Here is a 26283-nt window from a genome sequence, read left to right as displayed (position 1 = left end):
AAGGTGGTCTCTCGTCTTGCCAGAATTGTGGCTACGTTCCTGCGCGCTCCGATCAACTGCCTGTGCGCGCTGACTCGTCGTGTCTATGACACTGATCGATCTTGTCCAGCGCGAGCAGCAGCGACGCAACGCGGTTGGCCGACGCGGCCCATTCTGCCAGACGCGGATAGTTGTCCGTGAACCAACTGCAGGCGCTTTGGACCACGACGAACGCCGCAGCAGCCTGAACGACCTCGCCGAGGAGCATCGTCCCGGCAACGTATTTCGGCGTGCAGAGCAACAATCCAATGACTGGCGTCACCAGAGAGTTTGTGTGGGTTATGACTGTCAGGCGCATGAGCTGCCAGCAATAATCCAGCCACGCGGCGATCACCGCCTTGAGGGCAAGGCGAATGGCGCGGAGTCCATCCTCGCCTTCGGTTTCGGACGCCACGCCCTCTCCGCGTTCGCGCACATGAGTCCCGATGGCCCTCAATTGCGCCTCAGCCCGCTTGTTCTCCTCAAGTACGTGCGTCAGCCGCTGACCGATCAGTATCGTCATGGCTGCCACGACAATCGAATAGATAATGACGGCGACGACGAGATATCCGGGAATGGTCACAACGAAGGTCCCCACGTCGATTGCGAGGCTGCCTCCAACCACCCAGAGGATCCCGATGAAGGTCGTCCCTGTCAGGAGTGAGGCAATAAGCCCTAGAACGAGGTCGACCGGAAGGTCCGTCGCCAGCCTGCCGTCCTCGGCGATCCGATATTCAGGAGCCTGATAATCTCCTGCCACGGAGTTCAGTCGCACGAAGCGATTCCGCTCCAGCCAGTACCAGTAAAGTTCGTCGCTGAGCCATGCTCTCCACATCCGCTGCAGTGTCATCCGGCCCCAGACCGAGAAAACGACGAGCGACAGGCTGGCCGCGGCAAGTGGGATGAATCGTATCGCCTGGCTTAGAAGCTCCTTTCCGTCCCTGCGTTCGATCGCGTTGAAGAAATCGCGGTTCCAGAAGTTCAGCGAATACTGGGTCAGCAGTTGCAGGAGAACCGTTGCAATGAGCGACACGGTGAGCAGCCAGGCCCAACCCGCCGACCGGCCAGCCCAAAAGCCGCGGGCACTTTTCCAGAAGCGCACCAGCAACTGCTGTTCACCCGGCGAGTGGCGTGCCACGTTGCTAGGCATGATAGCCAGCAACGCTTGCGACGTTCACGCTGGCTGCGAGACGATGAACGTCCGCACCAAGACAAAGTCCTGTTCCGGGGCTGAGCAGCGCCGCCGAACCGCCGGCAACGCCATAGCGCAGCGCGCTATCGAGCTTGTCGCCGTTTGCGAGGCGCGACACCATCGCCCCAAGGAAGCTGTCACCTGCTCCGGACACGCTGACGGGCTCCATAACAAGGCCGTTCGCACGCAAGACGACGTCGCGCGAGATGAGCAGGGCCCCGCTGGGGCCCATCGAGAGAGCAATGATCTCGATTCGATAGCCTTGGAGCAGGCGGCGGCCCGCATCCACCAGCGAGAGCTCGTCGGTGCGGCTGATCCCGGCAAGCTCCTGAAACTCCCGAAGGTTGGGCTTGATGAGATAGACGCCGGCTTCCAGCGCTGGTTTGAGCGATGCGCCGGACGTATCCACAATGACCTTGGCGGCCCCTTTCGATGCCCGGACTACTCTGCCGTAGAAATCGGCCGGTGCGCCGGGCGGCAGGCTCCCGCTCGCGATGACAAACGCAACTTGTGGACTGAGACGCGCAATTGCGTCGAGACATTGCTGCCATTCAAAATCGCTCAGGCAGGCGCCCGGAAACACCAGCCTGAATTGCTCCCTGCTGGTTTCGTCGAAAACGGTGATGTCTTCGCGCGTATCGTTCGATATCGGGATCACGATGCTGCGCACGGCCTCGCGTTCAACCAGTGCCGTCAGGGTTTGCCCGGTTGTACCCCCAGCGGGATAGACTGCGGTTGCGTCAAGGCCGAGCCGTTTCAGGACCCGGGCGACATTGATTCCACCACCGCCGGGATCGCGCTGAGGTTCGGCGCAGCGCATCTTCGTGTAGGGCACCATCTTCTTGACCGAGGTCGACAGATCGACCGCCGGGTTGATCGTCAAGGTCACGATGTGCGGCATGTCAGACAAGGCCTTCCACCTCCATCAGGTTACGAAGGCCGACGAATGCGACGTCGTCGTCAAGGATCAGATAGGCCGGGATCGGTTTGAGGAATGTTCGGAGCCGCCCCTTCTCCTCGAAGCGTCGGCGAAACTGGGAAGCGGCGAGATAGTCGGGCATGTGGCGCAAAATGCCGCCGCCGATGAATATCCCGCCTCGCGCGTTCAGCGCGAGCGCCAGGCTGCCTGCGACGGACCCCAGCATCGCGCAAAACATGTCAACGGCGCTGTGGCTGATCGCACAAGTCCCCTCAATGGCGGCCCGTGTGATGTCGGCGGCCCGACGCTTTGGCAGGCTCGCGCCCTCGATCGTGGCCAGGGCGTCATGGAGGTTTTCCAGCCCTGCGCCCGACAAGATGCGTTCGGCAGACACATGTCCGAAGCGGCGGCGCAAGTGCTCGATAACGGCATCCTCGCGCAAAGAGCCGCTTGCCATCGTGGAATGGCCTCCCTCGCTGGATAATACGATTTGCCCGCCGGGGTGCGGTATGCTGATGGCCATTCCCAAGCCAGTGCCGGGGCCGATTGCAGCGAGAGGCGCTCCCGGTTGGCGCTGCTGTCCCCCCAGCTGCAGCAGACTGCTCGGGCCAAGGCGAGGCAGGGCCCACGCGACCGCTTCGAAGTCGTTGATCAGGCGTACGGTCGAGAATTCATGGACTCGGCGCAGTTCCTCTGCATCGACCACCCAGGAATTGTTCGTGAGCGCGCAGCGCCCATTATGAACCACACCGGAGGCGGCAAGGATTACGTGAACCGGTCGTTCGGCCGTTGCCACAGCGCCGAGGTAGGTAGCGAGCGCCTCCTGAAAGGTGTCGTAGTCGCTAACGGCCATGTGAGTGATCGCGCTGAGTTCGCCGTCAGTTTGCTGCGCGAAGCGGGCATTGGTCCCTCCAACATCTGCAAGCAGAACTCGGCCTGGCGTGGTTGCTTTCATCATGGCCGCGTCGCCTTGATCAGCCCGGCATACCAGCCGAAAGACGATTTCGGGGTTCGCCGAAGCGAAGCATAGTCGACGTATGTCAGGCCGAACCTGTTGCTGTACCCGAAGTCCCATTCGAAATTGTCGAGCAGCGACCAGACGAAATAGCCGCGAACGTCGACGCCGCTGGAAGCGGCATCGTTCATCGCGTCGATATAGGCCCTCAAAAAATCTATCCGCCCCGGGTCGACCACCGCGCCGATCTGGTCAGGCTGGCCGAAATCGCCGTAGCCATTCTCGAGCACGTAGATGGGCAGGCCATAATTTGTGTGGACCTCCTGCAGCGTCTTACGGAACGCGTCGGGCTCGATCGGCCATCCGATCGGGGTCAAAGGAACGGCGGGCGGCTTGTCGCCAAAGTCGTAGCCGAGCATCGAATCCGGTCGCGCCTTCACGTAGACCGGGCTGTAGTGGTTCAGTCCAAACCAATCGAGCGGACGGCAAATCCGCGCCAGGTCGCCTGGCTGCATATGCGGTTCGATCGCCCCTCGCATCGATATTGGATATGTGCCACGGCATTGCGGATCCGGATAGGCCGCATTCCAGTACACATCCAGGCGTCGCGCAGCCGCTGCGTCGGCTTCGCTTGCGCTGGAAGGCCGGCATGGCTGTCGATTGTGGATACAGCCAATCGAGGCGTCGATCACGTTGGCGCGGAGCGCATCCACAGCCGCTCCGTGCGCGAGATTGACGTTATGGATCATGAGGTGGAGCTTGTCCTCGCAGCCGCGATCCGGCTTGCCGAGTGAACGGCTGAACAGGCTGAACATCGACGGCTCGTTGAATGTCGCAAAGCGCTTGACCCGGTCGCCAAGTCGCCTGGCGATCAGACTCGCATAGTTGGCGAACCAGAAGACCGAGTCCCGATTGAGCCAGCCGCCATGCTCCTCCAGAGCCTGCGGAAGGTCCCAATGATACAAGCACAGCCACGGTTCGATACCGGCGGTCAGGAGCTTGTCGATCAGCCGGTCATAGAATGAGAGGCCGGCTTCATTGGCGGACCCGCGTCCTAGCGGTAGGACGCGCGGCCAGGCGACCGAGAACCGGTACGCCTGTACGCCGAGCGTCTTCATGAGGCCGACGTCCTCTCGGTAGCGATGATAGTGGTCGCAGGCGACGTCACCGGTATCGTGAGTTCTGATTTCACCGGACCGACAATAGACGTCCCAGATGCTTGGTCCGCGCCCATCCTCCTGCGTTGCACCTTCGATCTGGAAGCTGGAGGTCGAAACGCCCCAGATGAAATCGGGGCGCAGACAAGAGGTGTTCGGCAATTGAGTTGTCGGCATGAACGACCTGCTTGGCCCTGCAAGATTGGCGACGGGACTATGCTGCCTCGCCAGCCACCGCTCGGGCGGGTTGCTCCCCTGCGACATTGGTACCGCGCCGGTTCGGGGCGGTATTGAGATAGCTCAAGTAGCCTCGCCCGGACTGTGCGATGGGTTTGAGCTCTTGGACCGTTGCGGGGGCGCGCTTGCAAAGAACAAGATGGGGAGGGGTCATCGACGACGATCTCAGCGGAAACGGCTTCTTCCGCGTGGTCGAGCGTGGTGGCGTATTCTGGCTCGTCGATCCTGACGGCGGTCGCTTCCTCTCAAAGGGGGTCAATACAGTCCGTTTCGATCAGGATCGCATCGGCCGCACCGACCGCGTGCCTTACGCCGAGGCTTGTCGCGCCAAGTATGGCAGCCTGCAGATCTGGCGCGCCGCTGTGTCTGATCGGCTGGCAAGCTGGAGATTCAACACGGTCGGCTGCTGGTCAGACGAACTCGTCGCCAGTTCGGGATCGCAATTGCTGGCGACCACGCCGACCGCGGAGCTCGGCGCATCCTTTCGCCTGCATCGTCGCGATCAGATCTTTCCGGATGTCTTCGATGCGGAGTTTTCGGCGCATATCCACGCAAGCGCCGATCTTCGTTGCAGGCACCGGCGCAATGATCCCGGCTTGCTCGGCACCTTCATCGACAACGAACTCTACTGGTCGCCCGATTGGCGAGGCACAGACGAGCTCCTGACGCTGTTCCTGAACCTGCCGTTTCGCCGACCAGGCCGGGTTGCCGCCATCTCGGCTCTGCACGCGCATTATCGGGATTTTGCTCAGTTCAATGCGATATGGCGTACGCAGGCGCGATCATGGGACGAGCTCGACCGGATCGAACATGTTGTGGCGCCGTTCGTCAGGCTTCGACCCGGCGTCCTGAACGACGCGCTCGAGACGAAGGCCAATCTGGCAGATCCTGCCCGCGAGGCATTCTCAGCGGATTGCGATGCCTTCGTGGCCGTCGTGGCGGACAAGTATTTCGAACTGTGCGTCTCGGCAATCAAAACGGCCGACCCCAATCATCTCGTGCTCGGATCCCGATTCGGCTATCAACCGCCGGCTGGCGTTATTGCAGCAGCCGGCCGCCATCTCGACGTGATCTCCTTCAATTGCTACGAGCTCGACCCCGGACCGCTCGTTGACGCCTATGCTGCCACCGGCAAGCCATGCCTGATCTCCGAATTCTCCTTCCGGGGTGATGACGCGGGCCTGCCAAATACCAAAGGGGCGGGGCCAAGGCTCGCTACTCAGCTCGATCGGTCCCGGGCTTTCGAGGGCTACGTTGCGGCCGCCCTCAGCAAGCCGAATGTGGTCGGCTATCACTGGTTCGAGCATGCCGATCAGCCGGCACAAGGGCGCTTTGATGGTGAGGATTCGAATTTCGGAACGGTGACCATCGACGACCAAGTCTATGACGAGCTGACGAAGACGATGATCGAGGTGAACGCTGCCGCAGAGCGTATTCATTCCGCTGCCGTTCCGGCCGTGGTCTGAACCGCCCGGCGATGCGTCACGTCGCGGATTTTGGCGGATTGGCTTCGGCGTCCGCCACCACAGCCATGGTGCGAAACACGCTCGAAGGATTGACGCTGATCGAATCGACCCCAAGCCGGGTCAAATATCTCGCGATCTCCGGATAGTTCGCAGGCGCTTCGCCGCAAATCCCGATATGGCGACCGTTGCGTTTCGCGCCGACTATCGCCAGCCGGAACATCTCCAGCATTCCGGGATCGCGTTCGTCGAAGTCGAAGGCCACGATATCGGAATCCCGGTCCACCCCCAGCGTGAGCTGGGTGAGGTCGTTGGAGCCGATCGAAAAGCCGTCGAACAACCGGGAAAACGCGTCGATCTGGATGACATTATTTGGGATCTCGCACATAACGTAAATCTCGAGACCGTCTTCACCGCGCTTCAGTCCGTTGACAGCCATCGTCGCGATCACGCGTTCGCCCTCCTGGACGGTTCGGCAGAACGGCACCATCACGCGGAGATTGGAAAGGCCCATCTCTTTGCGCACGAGGCGCAGCGCGGCGCACTCCAAGGCAAAACCTTCGAGATAGGCGGGATGACTGTAGCGGGAGGCCCCCCGGAAGCCCAGCATCGGGTTGTCCTCCCTGGGCTCGAAATTGTCCCCGCCAAGCAGCCTGGCGTATTCGTTGGTCTTGAAATCGGAAAGCCGTACGATCACCGGCTTGGGATAGAAGGCTGCGGCGATGGTACCGATGCCTTCCGCCAAGCGCTGAACAAAAAAGTCCGCCGGAGTCTTGAAACCCCTGACAAGGCGCACGATCTCGGCCCGCGCCTTGGCTGATTTTATCTTGTCCGGCTTGAGCAATGCCATGGGGTGGACGCCGATATGCGCGCTGATGATGAACTCCATCCGGGCGAGCCCAACTCCTGCCTGTGGCTGCATCGCCGTGCGGAACGCCATCTCAGGCGTTCCGACATTCACCATGATGGCCGTGCGCGGTTGCCGAAGCTCGCTCACGGACGTCTTGGTCACGTCAAACGCAACCTTTCCCTGATAGACGCGTCCCACATCGCCTTCGGAGCAGCAGATCGTAACCTCGGTTCCGCTCTTGATCCTTTCTGTCGCGAGAGTGGCTCCTACCACGGCGGGAATGCCCAGTTCCCGGGCGATGATCGCCGCATGGCAGGTCCGTCCGCCCTTATCGGTAATGATTCCGGCCGCAATCTTCATGACCGGCTCCCAATCGGGACTGGTGGCGGACGCCACCAGGATTTCGCCCGGCCTGAAGGCAGCGAGATCGCGCGCAGACACGACGCGGCGTGTACGTCCTGAAGCGATTTTCTCTCCGACCGCTCGCCCCTCGACGATGACCGAGCCGCGTTCCCTCAGATTATAAATCTCGTACACGTCCGCCGAACGCCGCGAGGCAACGGTCTCAGGTCGCGCCTGAATGATATAAAGCTTTCCGTCAGCGCCATCCTTAGCCCATTCGATATCCATCGGCATCGCCGCGCCGGCGTGTTCGGAGTAGTGGGCCTCGATCCGGACGGCGATCTCGGCAAGGCTGAGCACTTCCGGGTCGGAGATGCAGAACTTTTGGCGCTCAGATTGCGAAACTTTGCGGGTGAGGGTTGCATGATCAGCGCCCCGTTTGCCGTAGATCATGCGAATCTGCTTGGCTCCGAGCCGGCGCCGCAGCACGTGGCGGTATCCCTCGCGTAGCGTCGGCTTGTGGACGTAAAATTCGTCCGGATCGACCTGGCCCTGCACGATGGTCTCGCCGAGACCGTAACAGCCCGTGACGAAGACGACGTCACGAAATCCGGATTCGGTATCGAGCGTGAAGATTACGCCGCTGGCCGCCAGATCGGATCGAACCATCTTCATCACGGCGACCGAAAGCGCGACCTTGAAATGATCGAATCCGTTGTCGATCCGGTAAGAGATCGCGCGATCGGTGAAGATGGAGGCGAAGCAGCGGCGGCAAGCTTCGAGCAAGTCGTCTGGCCCGCGTACATTGAGAAAGCTTTCATGCTGCCCTGCAAAGCTCGCTGTCGGCAGGTCCTCGGCGGTCGCAGAACTGCGCACGGCGACCGCAATTCCCGCCCCGGCTTCGCGCTCGAGCTGCTGGTAGGCGTCCACGACCTGCTTGCGAAGGAGGGGTGTGTCCGTCGCCTCGTATATGAGCGCACGAGCCTTCGCCGCGTTTTTGGTGAGCTGTCTGATGTTGCTCTTGTCGATCGCATCGAGGAGCCGATGCAGATCGCCCGCAACGTTGTCGCGCGCCAGCGCTTCGCGATAGGCGTCGGCGGTGATCGCAAAGCCGTTCGGGACCGCAATTCCCTGGGACGAGAGCGCCGAGTACAGTTCGCCCAGGGAGGCGGTCTTGCCTCCGACCAAGCCCACGTCGGCCAAGCCGATCTCATGAAACGATCTAATATACCCGCTCATGAAGGCAGCAGATCATGTCGCAGCATTCCGGGCTTGAGCCAAGTCAAGTTGTCCCTGCAGGTCAATAGACGAAGGCGGGAGTTTCCAGCAGGTGGTCATTCACCGCCACCACGCCTGGGATCGCTTCTGCGGCAACGCGAACGGCCGTACGTTCGGCGAGCGATGGCGCGAAGCCCCAGATATCGATCACACCATTCTGCACGGTCGCATTCAAATTGAACGTATGTGCCCATGGCTGCTTCCTGATTTCCTCGAAGAATCGCTTTCGGATGGCTGAATCCGGCAGCGATATCTCGAGCTTTGGCCTGGCGCTTGCGACCGCCTGGAGCAAGTTGGCTCGGCTGACGATTCCAATGAGCTGGCCTTCCCCGTTGACGATAGGAACGCGTTTGATCTTACGCTCTTCGAGAAGCATCGCGATCTCATACAGGGGCGTCTCGGGTGCAGCAGTCGCTATATCCTGCGTCATGATATCCTGTACCTTGATCGAGTGCGATTTGACATAGTCGGTCGCGAGTTGGGCGTCGCCGATCAACAGGCGCAACCACCAGGAGGAAGAGCGTTCGGTCGCGCTCTCGGCCCTGTGCAGCAAATCACCTTCGCTCACGATTCCGAGAACCTTGTTGTCGGCATCGACGACCGGTACGGCGCTGATCCGACGCTCCAGCAGCATTTGCGCGACTTGGCGGACGGTTGCGGTCGGTCCCACGGTAATTACCGGTGATACCATCACGTCTCGTGCTTGCATGGCAAACCTCCATATCGCCGTACAGGTCTGGACGATCTTGTCGGATCGCGAGTCGCCTGGTTTGATCGGGATCAAGCGGCGCAGCCTGCCAGGCGAAAGGAGCGGAGACGACCACCCCCGTCGCCTGTCACATCGGCGGCAGGCGAAACCGGCTTGTTTGATTTCAGTCAATCGTCTCGCCGATCATGGGCCGATAAAGGGGCGTCGCATACTTTGCCGGAGCATTATCATGTCTGTCGCAAGCGTCATGGTCTACGTCGATTCGGAACAGCAGGAGGCAGGACAAGTCGCCGTTGCGAGGGGTATCGCGAGGACGTTCGAAGCGGCCGTCCTGGGTGTTTCCGCGGTGGCTGTGGAGCCTCCCTTTGTGGCGGAAGGTGTCATCATCGAGCAGACCGCCGAGGAAGACATCAAGCGCATAAAAGCAACGCTTTCCGCAAAAGAGGCTTGGTTCAAGAGGGTGCTCGGCACGGCGGGTGAGACGGCCGAATGGCGCTGGGCGCTCGATTATCCGACCGACTTTTTGGTCGAGCAGGCCCGCGCGGCGGACCTGGTGATCCTCAAGCGCAGGCCGCACACGTCAAGCCACTCTCATTTTTTCGATCCCGCCGGCGCCATGCTACGGATGGGACGACCGACGTTATCGGTGCCGGAAAGCGTAACGGAGTTGTCCGGTGACCGCATCGTGGTCGGTTGGAAGGATACACGGGAGGCGCGCCTCGCTGTTCGCGACGCGATGCCATTTCTGACCAGGGCTTCGCAGGTCACAATCGCGGAAATCTGCACGCCGAGCGATCAGGATGCGGCTCGTAAGCGCGTACGCGACGTGGCTGGTTATCTTCAGCGGCATGGAGTGCAGTGCCAGCACGAGATTCGTGTTCATACGGCGGAGCCGGACGGAGGCTATCTCGTTCGGTTGGCGTCCGAGCTTGGCGCCGACCTTATTGTCACCGGCGGCTATGGACATAGTCGATTGGGAGAATGGATCTTTGGAGGCATGACACTGAGCCTGTTGCAACAGGCGCCGGTCTGCCTGCTGATGTCGCATTGAGACCAGCGCAACAGGGGAGTGCGTGATGAACAAGAATCGTCAAACGGCGCAGGAAAGCGCGGCTGAGCAGAAACCAGAGCTACCCGCATCCAATCGTGATGAGCAGGTGATCGTAACTGGGCAGGAGGATCGCGCGATCAAGGAAGCCCTGGAAGACGACGAGGTGCGTGAAATGCTGAAGCTGTATAACCGGGGCAAGCATCTGTAGGCCGCGACCGCAGCCCCGAGAGAACGCGTCGAAAATGCCCTTCGAAGAAAGCGGTCGTTGCACGAGCCATCCAAGCGTGGTCGCCTCGAGGCTGCGGATGTGCATTCAATTCCGATCGGCCGCCTGTCGGTGGCGTTGACCGCGCGTGTGACCCGCTCGTGCTCATCACCGTCGGCGAGGCTGCGACAGTCGCAGCCTCACCTCGGCGGAGGCGTTCAGGCGGCTTTTACATTGATGGTCTTGGCCGGCTTCTGGGCTTCTTCGGTCTTCGGCAAGACAACCTTGAGCACGCCGTTCTTGAACGTCGCCTCGATCTTGTCGGCATTGACGCCGTCCGGCAGTGCGAAGTAACGCTCGAAGGAGCCATAGCGGCGCTCGGAGACGTAATAGTCCTTCTTCTTCTCTTCAGTCTCTTCCTTCTTTTCGCCGCGGATGGTGAGACCGCCATTGACGAGCTTGACGTCGATGTTCTTCTCGTCGAGACCGGGAAGCTCCGCCGTGATCTCGTAAGCCTTGTCGCTCTCGGCAATATCAACGGCTGGTGCGTTGAAGTTCTTGGACAGATCACGCTCCAGCCGAGCGAGCGACGGGAATGGCCGCTTCCAGAAGCCGTTGCCGAAGTCGTCGAAGATCTGATCGATTTCGTTTCTCAGCGCCTGAAATGGCTGCCATGCCGTGCCAGCAGCTGCGGGCGCAGTGGATGTCTTGGTGACGGGTAGCTTGGTCTCGGTTGCCATGATCATCTTCTCCTGAGAGGTTGACCATATCGGTCACCGGAAAGAATAGTCATGGCTGTGGCGCGCTGGTTGATTTCCCTCAAAAGTCTACAGCAATTCCGGCAAGTTCCAGATGATCGTATTGTCGATCTTCCGGCGTTGAAAAATGATGTAGCTGGGGCGTGCCCTACATCGCCATGTCGTGCTCTGCCAAGCGCTCACGCTTCGGTTCCGGAAGTTCCGTCATCGTCGCTTCCGTCAGAAGCAGGACGCTTGCCACCGAGACGGCGTTTTCAAGCGCGGTCCGTACGACTTTGACGGGGTCGACAATGCCGGATTCGACGAGATCGACATAGACCTTGCGGGCAGCATCGAAACCGAAATTTCCCTCGCTGCCGAGCATCCGCGCGACCACGACGCCGCCGTCGGTAGCAGAATTCTCGGCAATCTGACGGGCCGGTGCTTCGAGTGCTCGCCTCAGGATTTGAACACCAGTGCGTTCGTCTCCCTCGCAAGCAGCTTCTTCCTTGGCTATGGCCGCAACCGTTCGAAGCAGCGCAAGTCCGCCGCCAGGTACGATGCCTTCTGCAACCGCTGCCTTGGTGGAGCTGATGGCATCGTCGAGGGCCTCCTTCTTCGCCTTCATCTCGGCTTCGGTCGGTGCCCCGACCCGGATCACGGCGACGCCGCCGGACAGCCGGGCCAAACGTTCCTCGAGCTTCTCCCGGTCGTAGTCGCTGGTGGTCTTCTCGATTTCGACCCGAATCTGCGCAACCCGCGCGTCGATGCGCGAACGATCGCCGCCGCTGCCGATCAGGGTGGTGTTCTCCTTGTCGGCAACCACGCGCGAGGCGCGGCCGAGCTGCTGCAGGGTAGCACTTTCGAGCTTCAAGCCGATCTCTTCCGAGATCACTTGTGCGCCGGTTAGAATCGCTATGTCTTCCAGCATGGCTTTGCGCCGATCGCCGAACCCAGGTGCCTTGACCGCGCAGGCCTTGAGCACGCCACGTAGCTGGTTGACGATGAGAGTCGCTAGAGCTTCGCCCTCGATGTCTTCGGCGATGATCAGGAGCGATCGGCCGCTCTTGGCAACTTGCTCGAGGACGGGAACGAGGTCGCGCAGTGCTCCGATCTTGTGGTCGCAGAGTAGGACGTACGGATCCTCCAGCACCGATTCCATCCGGTCGGCATCGGTGACGAAGTAAGGGGACAGGAAGCCACGATCGAATTTCATCCCTTCGACGACGTCGAGGAGGGTTTCGGTTGTCTTGGATTCTTCCACCGAAATTACACCATCACCGCCAACCTTTTCGATCGCGTCGGCGACCAGCTCACCGATGGAGGTATCGTTGTGGGCCGAAATCGTCGCGACCTGAGCCCTTTCGGCTCTCGTCTTCACCGGTTTTGCCATCGCGCGCAGCGCCGCGATCGCGGCCTGTGTGCCTCGATCCAGGCCACGCTTCAGGTCGATCGCGCTCGCGCCGGCAACAACGTTACGAACTCCATCCGACAAGATCGCATGCGCAAGGATAGTCGAGGTGCTGGTGCCATCTCCGACGACATCACCCGTCTTTTCGGCGGCCTGGCGAAGAACCTGGGCGCCAAGGTTCTCCTCGGCGTCCTTGAGATCGAACTCCTTCGCGATTGTGACGCCATCGTTGCAGACGATCGGCGCTCCCCATCCTTTCTGGATCAGAACAGATTTTGACTTCGGGCCGAGCGTAACGCGCACCGCGTCCGCGAGGAGGGAAGCGCCGCGCAGGACCTTCGCGCGCGCGGCTGAATGGAACAGAACTTGTTTGTGTGCCATTGAAATGCCTCGGGTGTGCTGCGGTTTGCGGATATTTCGCTGCACAGTGTGTACGACTGTATTTGGCAGCGATTGATCTCGGTCAACAGGGGGCAATGTCGATGTTGTGGTTTCCACCCGTGTTGGTGACCGAGTTGACCTGAATCAATCCGACGCAGCCGTCTCCCATTACCAATTGAGTGTGAGCTGATGTTGACGGGAGGGACAGTTGGAGTCAGGTCAAGGGTCGCGGAAGCAGACCGTCGCGATGGCCATCATCTTCGCCGGCAGCATGTTGCTCGTTGCCCTGCAATTCCTTTTCGCAACCTATAATTCGATCGAGACTATTCCCTACAGCCAGTTTGAGCAGCTGCTCGCCCAGGAAAAGATCGCCGAGGTATCCGTGGGGCCGGATACCATCCAGGGAAAACTGAAGGAGCAGCTCCCGAGCGGAAAGTCCGCGTTCGTCACGGCGCGAGTTGATATGTCCCTGGCAGATAAGTTGGCGCAGAAGGGCGTGAGCGTCACTGGCGTTCCCGGCAGCGGAGCATTGCAAAGCCTGTTGTCCTGGATCTTCCCGGTCGTCGTCTTTGTCGTGATCTGGTACTGGATCGGACGCGGCATGACCGGCCGGCAAGGGTTCGGCGGACTCATGGCGATCGGTAAATCGCGCGCCAAAGTCTATGCCGAGAAGGACATCAAGGTGACCTTCGCCGACGTCGCCGGGGTTGATGACGCGAAGTTCGAGCTTCAGGAGGTGGTTTCGTTCCTCAGGGATCCCGGGAGCTACGGCCGCTTGGGTGCGCATGTGCCGAAGGGCATTCTGCTGGTGGGACCGCCTGGAACCGGCAAGACGTTACTGGCCCGCGCTGTTGCGGGCGAAGCTGGCGTTCCGTTCTTCTCGATTTCGGGCTCCGAATTCGTTGAGATGTTCGTCGGCGTGGGCGCCGCGCGCGTGCGGGACCTGTTCGAGCAAGCCCGTAAGGCTGCCCCATGCATCATCTTCGTCGACGAGCTCGACGCGCTTGGACGTAGCCGCGGGCCGCTGTCGTTCTCGAGCCACGACGAGAAGGAACAGACCCTCAACCAGCTCCTGTCAGAGCTTGACGGCTTCGATCCGAGCGTCGGCGTGATCCTGCTGGCAGCGACCAATCGTCCCGAAATCCTGGATCCCGCACTGCTACGGGCAGGACGGTTTGACCGGCAGGTCCTCGTCGACCGGCCGGACAAGACGGGGCGCATTGCCATTCTCAGGGTGCACGTCCGCAAGATCCGGATGGGCGAGGAAGTCGATCTGGAGAAAGTGGCCGGCCTCACAACCGGCTTTACCGGAGCTGATCTTGCCAATCTCGTCAATGAAGCCGCGATAGCTGCGACCCGGCGGGGCGCCGCCGAGGTCTCTTTCGTTGATTTCGTCGCCGCGATCGAGCGGATCGTCGCCGGAGTGGAAAAGAAGAGCAGGGTGCTCGGCAAGGAGGAGCGGCGTAGGGTCGCATATCACGAGATGGGCCATGCTCTCGTGGCAGCGAGCCTGCCGGGGGTCGATCCGGTGCAGAAAGTATCGATCATCCCGCGCGGAATCGGTGCGCTGGGCTACACCATTCAACGTCCCACCGAAGACAGGTTCTTGCTGACGATTGAAGAGCTGAAGAACCGTATCGCGGTGCTGATGGGTGGACGTGCGTCGGAGCGCCTGATTTTCGATGGTGCGATTTCGACCGGGGCCGCCGACGATCTTCAACGTGCGACCGAGGTGGCCATTGAGATGGTGACCAAATACGGCATGGACGAGACGGTCGGGCAGCGCACCTATGCCCCCAAACCCCAGGCATTTCTCGCGGCCCAGGATGCGGTCGTTACTGCCGCTGAAGCCACCGGCCGCGAGATCGATCTTGCTGTGCGCAATTTGATCGAGGATGGTGATCGTCGTGCCCGCGATATCCTGCAGCGACGCCGCGCCGACCTTGACGCCGGTGTCGAACTGTTGATTGCAAATGAAACCGTGACCGCAGAGCAGTTTACGCCGCTACTCGGCAAGAGCATCGAAAAGAACGAATCCATCGCTGCCTGATCGCAACCGACCCGGCCACCATCTACTCAGCAGTTCGCAGCTTGGTGTCACGTTGCCAGCGCGACTTCCGTCCCCTCTCAAGCGGGCCGTGATCCGATTCTGTGGCGAAGGCGGTGGCAGAAATCATCCAGTACCGTGTGAACATTCTCAAGGTGGATCAGGCGTCTTTCCGCGTCTTCCCGCTCTGACGTGCCGAGGGCGAGAGAATCGCGGCGGGAGGCTGCTTGTGCGACCAATTGGCGGCTCCCTGCAACTTTGGTTTCTGCAAACTCCAGATGTTCGCCGTCCTCGCCGAGCTTGTCGAGCTCAGCGATAAGCAGTGCGATAGTGGTACTTCGGCGCTGCGTCGTGAGGTTCGTGTCTTTCAAAATCTCCAGGTAGTGATCGACGTTTGCCCGGGCGACGTACCTATGCATGGTGTGCTCCCCCGCTACGCGCAACTGTTAAATGTTACCACCAACGGATGGGGCGGCTAAATCGGATCAGGTGTAGATGGCGGTATTATGATGCGGAATTGGCTCCGGCAACCTACGTGATCTTCCTGAGTTGATGTTCGGGCGGGGGAGAGACAGGTCTGTGTAACGGAGCTTCCATGTCCAACATCCTGTTTCGCTGCCCCAATACGGGCATGAACGTTCAACGTCCCATCAGTGAGCCCGCCTCAGGCACGTCCGCCGGCGCGGTCGCGGTCGTGGATTGCCCGGCTTGCGCGCGGATTCATTTGATCAATGTGTCGACAGGTGAATTGTCGCGCGATGTCCGGAGCAGATGATGATCGAGATGTCCGTTGATCCCGATCAAGCCGAGCCTGGGAGAGGTGGCTAGTATCTTCTGGCGTAACTGGCCCACGACTACGCCCCCCAAGCCGCCGCCGAGGCCCATTCCCCAAGGCTCTCGGCGGCCTTTTTGCTTCTTGGGATGGGATAACCCGTTTCGCCGTCAGCCGCAGGACTGATATGATGCGCATGTACTACTTCGACATGAAGGACGGCGTTCCGGTTCGGGACGAAGCCGGCCTGGCGCTGGTGAGTGATGGCGCGGCCATTGCACACAGCAAGCGTCTTGCGGACAAGGTGCGCAAAGAAAAACCCTCAGGGAATCCGGATCTTCGGATTGTCGTTATCGATGAAAGCGGCCGAGAGGTCCACCACGAACACGTCTATCCGCGGTGACCAGTGCGACTGTTGCGACCGTGGCTCATCAGAAGATTTGGTTAAGGGTTCGAGACGCTGTGCGCTACCAATGGCCACGATCACTTCTGATGGATGGAGACCGCCGTCTTTTTCGACTACGTCGAGACTCCGAATAGCTTGCGCACTGCGGAGATGTTCGTTCTCTATCATTCAGGTGTTGATGCGATGGTCCGAAGGTCTGCCAGCCGAGCGATGGAGTGGGCCGCAAGCTGCTGGGCCAGCTCCAATCGCGACGGGTCGACGGCTTTGTCGGCCTCATCCAGATAAATCGAGGACAATTGCTCCGCGCGGCGAAGCGCGCGACGCTTGATCTCGTCGAACGCTTCAGCGCGCGGCAATGCGTCGTTTGCCTCGGACATCTGTGAGCCGTCCCCAATCAGGGACAGGAGGTGTCTTCGCTGCGGCGCGGGTGCGTCCTGCGACCATCGAAAGATGTCCTTGAGAAGAAGGCTTTCAAGCAGCGCCGCCGAAGACAGCTCGGTGGCTCCGGGCGCGTCTCCCGCAAGAGCGTCTCTTCGCTCAGCCCGCCATGCCAATCGGCGTTCGCGTCGAAGCAGATTACCATCGCGCAGCGCCTCGCGAGCCATACTCTCAGCGGCGGTACGTACGATTCCGATGTCAGCGCGTGCTGCAATATAAGTCCAAAATATGAAGGCACGTTCGCGGTGCCGGACCGCCAGGGCCCATGCGCCATAGGCGGCCGAGAGAAGCGAGTTCTCGATGTCTGAAAGCTCTTCCGCGAGAACCAGCTCCATCGGCATCCAGCGGAGATCGGCCTGAGCCGGCGCGCGTCCGATAGCCGCGATACAGGCTTTTTCGATTGCTTCGGCGCGTTCCTCTTCGCGTTGACTCAACGCTTCGAACACGCGACGGACGGGCGCGAAGGCCTCGTCGCTGGCTGCGGCGAGCTTGCCATAACGCTGCGCAGCTCTTTCGGTCAGTGTAAGTGCGATCGCATAGAGTTCGCCGATGTTCCGGACGGGAGCGGGCGGTTCTATTGCCAATAGGGGTTCGCTGCGCATCTTCAGTTCCAATCAGATTGTAAAGTTTGACCTGATCTGGATCGCGTCAGTTTGAGATAGCTCAAAATCGAGCCCAGTCGCGCTTGTTAGAAGGAGTGGGACTCAGAACAACGGCGTTCTGCTAACTGAAAGCAGCGCCCTTGCGTGAATTCTTCAACATCCGTCTGTTCTTAGGGTTTGCCTTGGCCATTGTTGGCTGGATCGGCTTCGGCTGTCCGGCTCACGCCGCTGGTAGGTTGAGCGACTATCTGTCGAAGGCGCAGCCGGGCGAACTGGTTCCCGGTGCGAACAGGCTGGGAGCGATGCAGGGCGATCCGGCGATCGCACCGGCATACAAAGATGACCTGCTTCTCGGGTTCGTCTACCTGAATTCGGACTTCGCCAACGCAATCGGGTATTCCGGCAAACCGATTCAGCTCCTGATCGGGATCAACCCGAGGGGTGTCCTGACCGGCCTGAAGCTGGTTGAGCACAAGGAGCCCATCGTCCTAGTGGGCATTCCGGAAAAGCGCATCCTGGAAGCCGTCAACAAATTGATCGGCACCGACATGGAACCTGTCGTGCGCGGGGCGGTCCCCGCGCCGCAGGTCGATATTGTGAGTGGCGCGACGGTCACTGTTCTGGTGATGGGGGACAGCATCGTCCGCTCCGCGACGAAGCTCATCAAGAGCGGTCGTCTCGGTACACAAGGCAATGCGCAGGCCGGCACTGCGCCCCAGTCTACCAAGACGATTGATCCCGGTAAGAGCGAGACCCGAGACTGGCAAGGCTTGCTCGGTGACGGCTCAGTTCGCCGCCTGACCATGACCCTTGCCGATGTCAACCAGGCCTTCGAGAAATCCGGCAACGCGGGCGCGGTGGCCCATCCCGAAGAGGGAGATCCTGGCAACATCTTCATCGACCTCTATGTTGCCGACGTCGCGGTGCCGACGATCGGCCGCAGCCTGCTCGGCAAAGATGGATACGAGCGCCTGACTGCAAGGCTCAAGCCGGGCCAGCAGGCTCTCGTCGTTGCTGGGACAGGCCGCTACTCCTTCAAGGGAGCCGCCTACGTGCGCGGTGGGATATTCGATCGGATCGAGTTGATCCAGGAGACCAACAGCACCCGATTTCGCGATCGCGACCACACCCGGCTGGGGAGCCTCGAAGCCGAGGGCGCACCCGACCTTCCGGAGATCGCCCTTTTCGTCGTGCCGGCTGAGTTCAATTTCGATCCAACCGAACCATGGACGCTGCAACTGCTCGTGCAGCGCGTGGTGGGCACGCGTGACAAGGCATGGGTAACCTTTGAACTGGGATATGCGCTGCCCGACGCCTACGTAAAGCGCGAGCCGGTGGCGCAACCGCCCGCCGCATCGCCGGCAAAGATACCGGAAGCGACTGCAAATCGGCGCGGTGCTGCTCCTCCGCCTGCCGAAGACGAGCCGCTGTGGATGAAGATCTGGCGAGGCAACATCGTCAAGATCGGCGTGACGGTCTTCGCGCTGGGCGCGCTCACGCTGATCTTCTTCTTTCAGAATCAACTCGTGCGGCGCCCAAACGTCTACACCTGGGTGCGCCGGGCCTACCTCGCGTTCATCCTGGTTTGGCTGGGCTGGTATGCGAATGCTCAGCTGTCGGTTGTCAACGTTCTGACGTTCGCCAATTCACTGTTGACAGGCTTCAGCTGGGAATACTTCCTCTCCGCACCGCTGATCTTCCTGCTGTGGTGCTCGGTCGCTGCCGGCCTTCTGTTCTGGGGGCGCGGTCCATTCTGTGGCTGGCTGTGTCCGTTCGGCGCGTTGCAGGAACTAATCAACAACGTCGCACAAGCGCTGAAGATACCGCAATATCGATTGCCATGGGGTCTTCATGAGCGGCTGTGGCCACTCAAGTACATCATCTTCCTCGCCCTTTTCGGCATGTCGTTGTATTCGACCGCATTCGCCGAGCAGCTTGCGGAGGTCGAGCCCTTCAAGACGGCGATCATCCTGAAGTTCGCGCGCGAATGGCCGTTCGTCATCTACGCCCTGACACTTCTGTCGGCCGGATTGTTCGTCGAGCGCTTTTTCTGCCGCTACATGTGCCCGCTTGGTGCGGCACTGGCGATTCCGGGGCGTATCCGCATGTTCGAATGGCTGCGCCGCTGGCCTGAATGCGGCTCGCCCTGTCAGCGCTGCGCCAACGACTGCCCGGTGCAGGCGATCCATCCTGAAGGGCATATCAACGTCAATGAATGCATCTACTGCATGCACTGCCAGGAACTCTACTTCGACGACCACCGCTGCCCGCACATGATCCAGGTGCGGCTGAAGCGCGAGAAGCGCGAAGCACTCTCGTCTCAGTCGATGCGCAGTGGCGGCAAAGGCCCGAGCACGATCATCACCGCGGGCGGCAAGCCGGTCGAGCTGCCGCGCGTGGAAGCTATCACCCCACCGCCAACTTGATGACCCAGGAGGCTATCATGAGTGAGAACAAGAATGGAAAATCCGTCAGCCGACGCACGTTGTTGGGGACCACGGCTGCGGCTGCCGGTGTAGGCATTGCAGGCGGGGTCGGCCTGTCGAGCGACGGCCGCGGCCTCGTTGCGGCTGCGGACGCGCAGACCAACGCGGCACCAAGGGCGCCGGCGGCGCGGACCGCGGTGCAAAAGACCGAGGTGGCGCCAGGCGAATTGGACGAATACTACGTGTTCTTTTCCAGCGGCCAATCCGGCGAAATGCGCATCGTTGGCTTGCCCTCGATGCGCGAACTGATGCGCGTTCCCGTGTTCAATCGCTGCAGCGCTACGGGATGGGGACTGACCAATGAAAGTCTGAAGGTGCTGACTGAAGGGTTGCAGCCAACGACCCGCGAATTGCTCAAGAACCGCGGCGGCACGTTCATGAACGGCGATCTGCATCACCCGCATATCTCGTTTACCGATGGTACCTATGACGGCCGATACGCCTTTATGAACGACAAGGCCAATACCCGGGTCGCGCGTGTGCGCCTTGACGTGATGAAGTGCGACAAAATCATTGAGCTGCCTAACCAGCATACCGTCCATGGTCTTCGAGTGCAAAAGTATCCCCGCACAGGATACGTGTTCTGCAACGGTGAGGACGGCGTACCGCTCCCGAACGACGGCAAGGTGCTCGACAAGCCGAAGGAATACCATGCGATCTTCACGGCTCTGGACGGCGATACCATGAAAGTGGCCTGGCAGGTGATCGTCGACGGCAATCTCGACAACGTCGATGCCGACTACCAGGGCAAATACGCATTCTCGACTTGCTACAATTCGGAGGAAGGCGTGAATCTGGCCGAGATGACGGCCAAGGAGCAGGATTGGGTCGTTATCTTCAACCTCAAGCGGATCGAAGAGGGCGTAAAAAAGGGCGACTTCAAGGAAATGAACGGCGTTCCGGTGCTCGATGGCCGCAAGGGCTCGCCCTACACGCGCTACGTCCCGGTCTCGAACAATCCGCACGGCATGAACACCGCGCCCGATGGTATCCATATCGTCGCGGCTGGAAAGCTGTCGCCGACCGTCACGGTGATGGACGTCCGGCTGTTCGATCAGTTGTTCGACGACAAGATCAAGCCGCGCGACGTCGTCGTGGCCGAACCAGAACTTGGCCTCGGACCACTGCATACCGCCTATGATGGCAAAGGCAACGCCTACACGACGCTGTTCCTCGACAGCCAAGTCTGCAAGTGGAACATCGACCTCGCAAAACGCGCCTTCAAGGGCGAGAAGGTCGATCCCATCATCCAGAAGCTCGACGTTCACTATCAGCCTGGTCACAACCACTCCTCCATGGGCCAGACCAAGGAAGCCGACGGAAAGTGGCTCATCTCCCTGAACAAGTTCTCCAAGGACCGCTTTCTCAATGTCGGTCCGCTGAAGCCGGAGAACGATCAGCTGATCGACATATCGGGTGACAAGATGATTCTCGTCCACGACGGTCCGAGCTTCGCCGAGCCGCACGATGCAACGATCGTTCATCGCTCCAAGATCAACCCGATCTCGATCTGGGACCGAGCCGATCCGATGTTCGCGGATGCGGTGAGGCAGGCGAAGGCCGACGGGGTCGATCTCGAAGCTGACTCCAAGGTGGTCCGCGACGGCAACAAGGTCCGTGTCTACATGACGTCGACCGCGCCCGCGTTCGGCCTCGAGACCTTCCAGGTCAAGCAGGGCGATCAGGTGACCGTCTATGTCACCAACATCGACGCCGTAGAGGACCTGACTCACGGCTTCTGCATCGTGAACTACGGCATCCAGATGGAGGTTGCGCCGATGGCGACAGCCTCGGTCTCGTTCACCGCGGATAGGCCCGGCGTGTACTGGTATTACTGCTCCTGGTTCTGTCATGCCATGCATATGGAGATGAAGGGCCGGATGTTTGTCGAACCCAAGATGGTCTGAACGAGGACAGAACGTGCGCCTCCTGCAACGACTCATTCCGGCGGCTATCGTTGCCGCCGGGGTTCTTGGTTCCGCCACCGCGGCGGAGCTGAAAGCTGTCGCGGACCAGCCGCTCCAGGCGGTGCTGGACCGCGCGCAGGAAGGCGACGTCGTCAAGCTAGAGCCCGGCCTTTACAAGGGTGGGATCACGATTGACCGTCGGCTCGTCTTGACTGGAGGATCTGATGCCGTACTCAGTGGTGTCGGTTCCGGCAATGTCATTACTGTGGCCGCACCGGAAGTCACCATCCGCGGCATCACCATCAGGGACTCCGGCCGCGATCTTCAGGCCATGAATTCAGGGATATTTCTCGAGAAGACCGCAGAGCGTGCGGTGATCGAAAACAACCGCCTGGAAGGAAACCTGTTCGGCATCTATGTTCACGGCGCAGCAGGCTCTCGCGTCGAGCGCAACGTCATCGAAGGATTGCGCGAGGGCCGCCGCAGCGAGAGCGGGAATGGCGTGTCGCTCTGGAACGCGCCTGACGTCACCATCGCGGAAAACACCTTCCGTTATGGCCGAGACGGCATCTTCACGATCAGCAGCCGCAAGGACCATTTCATCAACAACCGTTTCGAGCAGGTGCGCTTCGCGGTGCACTACATGTACACCAACGACAGCGAGGTCCTCGGCAACGTTTCCATCCGTAATACCGTGGGCTATGCCATCATGTATTCGAACCGACTGGTGATCCGGAACAACATCTCGGATCGCGACCGGGACTACGGGATACTGTTCAACTACGCCAACTACGCCGAGATCGACGGCAACCGAGTCGTTGGCGGACCGCTGGAAAATAATGTTGCAGTCAGCAGCGAAGGTGCGCCAGATGAAAAGGAGATGGTCCTCGACATAACGCCGACGCGTGACGTCCGCAGCGGGCCGGAAAAGTGTGTGTTCATCTACAACACCAACCACAACAAGTTCCGCAATAACTGGTTCGAACACTGCGGCATCGGCGTCCACTTCACCGCCGGCTCGGAAGGTAACGAGATTTCCGGCAATGCCTTCGTCGGCAATCGCAACCAGGTGAAATACGTCGGTACGCGCGATCTCGACTGGTCAAAGGGTGGTCGTGGCAATTACTGGAGCGACAACCCGGCGTTCGACCTGAACGGTGACGGGATTGCCGACACCGCTTATCGGCCCAATGATCTGGTCGATCGCGTGCTGTGGACGGCGCCGTCCGCCAAAGTCTTGATCAACAGCCCGGCGGTGCAGGTCTTGCGCTGGGCGCAGGCGCAGTTCCCGGCTCTTTATCCCGGCGGTGTCGTCGATAGCCATCCGCTGGTCGCGCCGCCACCGAAGCCCTCGCCCGAACGGAGTCCCAGATGACCGCTACCGTGTCGGTGACCGGTGTCGACAAAAGCTATCGCAACGTGCGTGCGCTCCGCGACGTCTCGTTCGCTCTCGTCCCCGGGCGGCTGAGTGCGCTTGTGGGCCACAATGGCGCTGGCAAGACCACGCTGATCAAATTGATGCTCGGTTTGATCCGCTCCGACCGCGGCGAAATTCGCGTGATGGGGCAGGATCCAGCGGCGGGCGAGTTTTCGGCACGCCAGCTTCTAGGCTATCTTCCTGAGAACGTCGCGTTCAACGCGGCCCTCACGGGGCGCGAGACGCTGGCGTTCTATGCGCGTCTGAAGCGGATCAGGCCGGCCTCGGCATGGGCGCTGCTCGACCGCGTCGGATTGAGTGATGCCGCCGATCGTCGTGTCGGAACCTATTCTAAGGGCATGCGGCAGCGATTAGGTCTGGCCCAAGCGCTGCTCGGGCAGCCACGCGTGCTGCTGCTCGATGAGCCGACCACGGGGCTCGATCCGGCACTGCGGCAGACATTTTACGAGATTCTGAGCGAATTGCGGGACGGGGGCGCCACCGTCCTGATTTCGTCTCATGCGCTCAACGAACTCGAAGATCGCGCGGAGCATGTTCTAATCATGAACCGCGGCCGGCTGGTCGTGCAAGGCACATTGGCGGAGCTTCGCTCGCTCTCGCAGTTGCCGATCCGGGTCTCGCTCGATCTAGCAGCCGGCACCGATAACGCAATTGCCGCTCCGATTGGGGACAAAACCATTTCAGCCGCGGGCCGCAGGACCGTGCTGGTGGCTGACGAAAAGGGGAAGATGGATCTGTTGCGCGCGGTTGCGAACGATCCTCGTGTCAAAGATATCGAAATTGCGGTGCCGACCCTCGATGATCTCTACGCACACTTTCTCAAGACGCAGGAGCGGGCCGCATGAGGACGGTCGCAATCATCGCTTTCAAGGAGATCCAGGAAGGCCTGCGGAACCGCTGGGTATTGGCGACCACGCTGCTACTGGCCGCTCTTGCCTTATCGCTGACGTTTCTCGGCAGCGCTCCGACCGGCAATGTAGGCGCCGGCGCCCTCGACGTGGTGGTTGTCAGCCTGTCCAGCCTGACGATCTTTCTGTTGCCGCTTATCGCACTTCTAATCTCGCACGATGCAGTGGTCGGCGAAATGGAGCGGGGCACGATGATCCTGCTGCTGAGCTACCCGGTAGGTCGCGGCCAGGTCATTCTCGGCAAATTCTGCGGCCATGTTCTGATCCTCGCCTTCGCGACGATCCTCGGTTACGGCGCGGCCGCAGCCGCGCTCGCGATCACCGGCGCCTCTGTACTAGCGGCAAGCTGGTACGCCTTCGCTTCGATGCTTGGAACATCGATCATGCTTGGGGCCGTATTCGTGGCGATAGGATATCTGATCAGCAGTCTGGTCCGTGACCGCGGCACCGCCGCGGGCCTGTCGGTCGGAATCTGGCTTTTGATGGTGTTGGTGTTCGACATGGCGCTGCTTGGCATCCTGGTGATCGACCAGGGACAGAGTATCTCGGCAACGGTCCTGGAATGGCTTCTGTTTCTCAATCCTACTGATCTTTATCGTCTGGCGAATCTCACCGGCTTCAATGTGAGCCAGTTTTCCGGCATGGCCGGGCTGTCTGGATCGGCGACTACCGGCATTACGGCGCTGTTGCTCGGGCTGCTGGTCTGGATCGTGGCGCCGCTCGGACTTGCGACAACCTTCTTCGCACGGAGGGAATTATGACCCGAAGATCCGTGGGTGCGATGATCGTCGCTGCGCTGCTTCTCGTTGGCTGCAATCGGGACGCGGGCAACACCAGCATGCCGGCACCATTCCCCCTGACCCGTGATGCGATGGGCGTCTTTTGCGGCATGAACCTGATGGAGCATCCCGGACCTAAGGGGCAGATCATCACGGCGGGTCGCATCGATCCGTTTTGGTTCACCTCCGTTCGCGATACCGTGGCGTTCACGTTGATGCCGGATCAGCCGCGTGACATCCGGGCGATCTACGTCTCGGACATGGGCCACGCGGCGAGTTGGGACGACCCCGGCGCGACGAACTGGATCGACGCGCGGAAAGCGTTTTTCGTGATCCAAAGCCACAAGCAAGGCGGCATGGGTGCGGCGGAGGCGGTGCCGTTCGGCAACCGTTCGGCAGCCGATGGGTTCGCTGCCGACAATGGTGGGCGAGTGGTGACGCTCGCTGAAATTCCTGGCGCCTACGTGCTGGGGAGTGACACAGTGGGCGGCTCCGTCGAACATGATCGCGGCGATGTCAGGCTCAACTGAGGATCTCGATGATGCACAATCCAGGTCTCACGCGGCGGCGGATGATAGCAATCACGGCGACGGCGCTCGGTTCGGCTTTCGTGAGCGGCTCCCGCACCGCTCGAGCAGGAGAGGCGGTCAGCTGGCACGGTTCGGCGCTCGGGGCTCAAGTCTCGATGGAGATATATCATCCGGACCGTGTCGAAGCCGCGCGATTGGTCGAAAGCTGTCTTCTCGACGTGCGCCGGCTGGAGCAGCAATTCAGCTTGTATCGTCAAGACTCCGCGATATGCACGCTCAACCGCACCGGCATTCTCGTCGCGCCGGATCCGGACATGGTAGCTTTGCTGGATGCGTCGTTGGCCTTTGGCGAGTTGACCGGCGGCGCATTCGATCCAACCGTTCAACCGCTATGGCGGCTCTATGCCGACCATTTTTCTTCGGAGCATTCGGATCCGAGCGGCCCGCCGCAGGAGAAGCTTGCTGAAGTGATGGCAAGGGTCGGCCACCGCGGGCTGCTGGTGAGGCCAGATCGCATTGCTCTGACGCAACGTGGCGCTGCGGTTACTCTGAACGGCATCGCGCAGGGATTTGCGACCGACAAAGTCGTCGAGAAACTGCGAATGGCGGGCTTGTCGACGACCCTCGTCAATATGGGAGAAATACGCGCAATCGGGCGGCGACCCGAGGGCGCGCCGTGGCGTGTTGGTCTCGCAGACCCGGACCGACCTGGCGCGCTCACTGAGACGATTGATCTCGTCGACCGCGCCGTCGCGACAACGGCCGGCGCTGGATTCCGGTTCGACATCGCCGGTCGGTTTACGCACCTCTTCGACCCAAAAACGGGATGCAGTCCGTCCCTCTATCGAACGGTCAGCGTGGTCGCGCCGAGCGCAACCGAAGCAGACGCCCTCTCGACCGCGTTTAGTCTGATGGCCATTCCTCGAATTATGGATATCGTCGCGGCCCGTCCGAATGTCCAGGCGCGCCTGATCGATGCAGATGGTCGTATGACCGTATGTGGCGCGTGAGACATCGTTTCAGGCCACGGAACGACCCCGGATCCGAGCCAGTCGAACTCGACCA

Annotated in this window: 23 protein-coding genes; 13 read left to right on the top strand and 10 right to left on the bottom strand. The window is 60.7% G+C overall.

What is annotated here, in order from left to right; genetic code table 11:
• Window positions 1–52 precede the first annotated feature (52 nt).
• Genes L6639_RS03415 through L6639_RS03400 form a run of 4 tightly spaced genes read right to left on the bottom strand, consistent with a single transcriptional unit; the run spans window position 53 to window position 4418 of the window.
• On the bottom strand, window positions 53–1168 hold the full coding sequence (locus tag L6639_RS03415) for an SbmA/BacA-like family transporter (protein ID WP_237858915.1): 1116 nt from the start codon (window positions 1166–1168) through the stop codon (window positions 53–55).
• A complete protein-coding gene (locus L6639_RS03410; RefSeq protein WP_237859427.1) occupies window positions 1161–2111 on the bottom strand; it encodes a 1-phosphofructokinase family hexose kinase in 951 nt (316 codons plus the stop codon). The genes L6639_RS03415 and L6639_RS03410 overlap by 8 nt, the downstream gene beginning before the upstream one ends.
• A gap of 1 nt (window position 2112) precedes the next feature.
• Entirely contained in the window at window positions 2113–3087 is a 975-nt protein-coding gene (gene glk / locus L6639_RS03405; RefSeq protein ID WP_237858914.1) for a glucokinase, read from the bottom strand.
• Complete coding sequence (locus tag L6639_RS03400) at window positions 3084–4418, bottom strand: GH1 family beta-glucosidase (RefSeq protein ID WP_237858913.1); 1335 nt, start codon at window positions 4416–4418, stop codon at window positions 3084–3086. The genes glk and L6639_RS03400 overlap by 4 nt, the downstream gene beginning before the upstream one ends.
• 185 nt (window positions 4419–4603) lie before the next feature.
• Here L6639_RS03400 and L6639_RS03395 point away from each other — a divergent pair, with 185 nt between their 5' ends.
• Window positions 4604–5944 carry an agarase gene (locus tag L6639_RS03395; protein ID WP_237858912.1) on the top strand — a complete coding sequence of 447 codons (1341 nt, stop codon included), beginning with the start codon at window positions 4604–4606 and terminating at the stop codon, window positions 5942–5944.
• 16 nt (window positions 5945–5960) lie between these two features.
• Here the strand turns inward: L6639_RS03395 and ppsA are convergent, their stop codons facing one another.
• Window positions 5961–8372 carry a phosphoenolpyruvate synthase gene (ppsA, locus tag L6639_RS03390; RefSeq protein WP_237858911.1) on the bottom strand — a complete coding sequence of 804 codons (2412 nt, stop codon included), beginning with the start codon at window positions 8370–8372 and terminating at the stop codon, window positions 5961–5963.
• 61 nt (window positions 8373–8433) lie between these two features.
• Window positions 8434–9120, bottom strand: a complete 687-nt coding sequence (locus tag L6639_RS03385) for a CBS domain-containing protein (RefSeq protein ID WP_237858910.1) — start codon at window positions 9118–9120, stop codon at window positions 8434–8436.
• Between the two features lie 229 nt (window positions 9121–9349).
• Here L6639_RS03385 and L6639_RS03380 point away from each other — a divergent pair, with 229 nt between their 5' ends.
• Window positions 9350–10171 carry a universal stress protein gene (locus L6639_RS03380; protein ID WP_237858909.1) on the top strand — a complete coding sequence of 274 codons (822 nt, stop codon included), beginning with the start codon at window positions 9350–9352 and terminating at the stop codon, window positions 10169–10171.
• Window positions 10172–10196: 25 nt separating this feature from the next.
• Window positions 10197–10379, top strand: coding sequence for a hypothetical protein (locus L6639_RS03375; RefSeq protein WP_237858907.1), 183 nt, complete (start codon window positions 10197–10199; stop codon window positions 10377–10379).
• 215 nt (window positions 10380–10594) lie between these two features.
• On the opposite strand, the gene L6639_RS03370 is transcribed toward L6639_RS03375, so the two are convergent.
• Together L6639_RS03370 and groL are read right to left on the bottom strand one after the other, a co-directional pair.
• Window positions 10595–11116, bottom strand: a complete 522-nt coding sequence (locus L6639_RS03370; protein ID WP_237858905.1) for an Hsp20/alpha crystallin family protein — start codon at window positions 11114–11116, stop codon at window positions 10595–10597.
• A 166-nt stretch (window positions 11117–11282) separates the two neighbouring features.
• Window positions 11283–12905 carry a chaperonin GroEL gene (gene groL, locus L6639_RS03365; protein WP_237858903.1) on the bottom strand — a complete coding sequence of 541 codons (1623 nt, stop codon included), beginning with the start codon at window positions 12903–12905 and terminating at the stop codon, window positions 11283–11285.
• Between the two features lie 247 nt (window positions 12906–13152).
• Between groL and ftsH the strand changes: the two genes are divergently transcribed.
• Window positions 13153–14955 carry an ATP-dependent zinc metalloprotease FtsH gene (ftsH, locus tag L6639_RS03360; protein WP_237858901.1) on the top strand — a complete coding sequence of 601 codons (1803 nt, stop codon included), beginning with the start codon at window positions 13153–13155 and terminating at the stop codon, window positions 14953–14955.
• Between the two features lie 77 nt (window positions 14956–15032).
• On the opposite strand, the gene L6639_RS03355 is transcribed toward ftsH, so the two are convergent.
• Window positions 15033–15371, bottom strand: coding sequence for a hypothetical protein (locus L6639_RS03355; protein WP_237858899.1), 339 nt, complete (start codon window positions 15369–15371; stop codon window positions 15033–15035).
• 176 nt (window positions 15372–15547) lie between these two features.
• Here L6639_RS03355 and L6639_RS03350 point away from each other — a divergent pair, with 176 nt between their 5' ends.
• Together L6639_RS03350 and L6639_RS03345 are read left to right on the top strand one after the other, a co-directional pair.
• Window positions 15548–15727, top strand: coding sequence for a hypothetical protein (locus L6639_RS03350; protein ID WP_237858897.1), 180 nt, complete (start codon window positions 15548–15550; stop codon window positions 15725–15727).
• Between the two features lie 187 nt (window positions 15728–15914).
• Window positions 15915–16127 carry a DUF6894 family protein gene (locus L6639_RS03345; protein WP_237858896.1) on the top strand — a complete coding sequence of 71 codons (213 nt, stop codon included), beginning with the start codon at window positions 15915–15917 and terminating at the stop codon, window positions 16125–16127.
• Window positions 16128–16294: 167 nt separating this feature from the next.
• On the opposite strand, the gene L6639_RS03340 is transcribed toward L6639_RS03345, so the two are convergent.
• Entirely contained in the window at window positions 16295–17170 is an 876-nt protein-coding gene (locus L6639_RS03340; protein ID WP_237858895.1) for a ferritin family protein, read from the bottom strand.
• 164 nt (window positions 17171–17334) lie between these two features.
• On the opposite strand from L6639_RS03340, the gene L6639_RS03335 reads away from it, so the two are divergent.
• From L6639_RS03335 to L6639_RS03305, 7 genes are read left to right on the top strand one after another with little or no spacing between them, the layout of a single operon-like run.
• Window positions 17335–19596 (top strand): NosR/NirI family protein, encoded by a 2262-nt coding sequence (locus tag L6639_RS03335; RefSeq protein ID WP_237859425.1) that lies wholly within the window; start codon window positions 17335–17337, stop codon window positions 19594–19596.
• A 17-nt stretch (window positions 19597–19613) separates the two neighbouring features.
• Complete coding sequence (gene nosZ, locus L6639_RS03330) at window positions 19614–21563, top strand: TAT-dependent nitrous-oxide reductase (RefSeq protein ID WP_237858894.1); 1950 nt, start codon at window positions 19614–19616, stop codon at window positions 21561–21563.
• Window positions 21564–21576: 13 nt separating this feature from the next.
• Window positions 21577–22938, top strand: a complete 1362-nt coding sequence (locus L6639_RS03325) for a nitrous oxide reductase family maturation protein NosD (protein ID WP_237858893.1) — start codon at window positions 21577–21579, stop codon at window positions 22936–22938.
• The gene (locus L6639_RS03320; RefSeq protein WP_237858892.1) at window positions 22935–23846 is read left to right on the top strand and encodes an ABC transporter ATP-binding protein; all 912 of its coding nucleotides are present in this window, start codon (window positions 22935–22937) and stop codon (window positions 23844–23846) included. Before L6639_RS03325 ends, L6639_RS03320 begins: the two co-directional genes overlap by 4 nt.
• Window positions 23843–24670, top strand: coding sequence for an ABC transporter permease subunit (locus L6639_RS03315; protein WP_237858891.1), 828 nt, complete (start codon window positions 23843–23845; stop codon window positions 24668–24670). The genes L6639_RS03320 and L6639_RS03315 overlap by 4 nt, the downstream gene beginning before the upstream one ends.
• 20 nt (window positions 24671–24690) lie before the next feature.
• Complete coding sequence (locus L6639_RS03310; RefSeq protein WP_377802685.1) at window positions 24691–25218, top strand: nitrous oxide reductase accessory protein NosL; 528 nt, start codon at window positions 24691–24693, stop codon at window positions 25216–25218.
• A gap of 11 nt (window positions 25219–25229) precedes the next feature.
• On the top strand, window positions 25230–26228 hold the full coding sequence (locus L6639_RS03305) for an FAD:protein FMN transferase (RefSeq protein WP_237859423.1): 999 nt from the start codon (window positions 25230–25232) through the stop codon (window positions 26226–26228).
• Window positions 26229–26283: the final 55 nt, after the last annotated feature.

Source organism: Bradyrhizobium zhengyangense (assembly GCF_022012555.1).
GTDB lineage: Bacteria > Pseudomonadota > Alphaproteobacteria > Rhizobiales > Xanthobacteraceae > Bradyrhizobium > Bradyrhizobium zhengyangense.
Note: the sequence above shows the minus strand (reverse complement) of the source record. Positions and strands in the feature narration are given on the sequence as shown.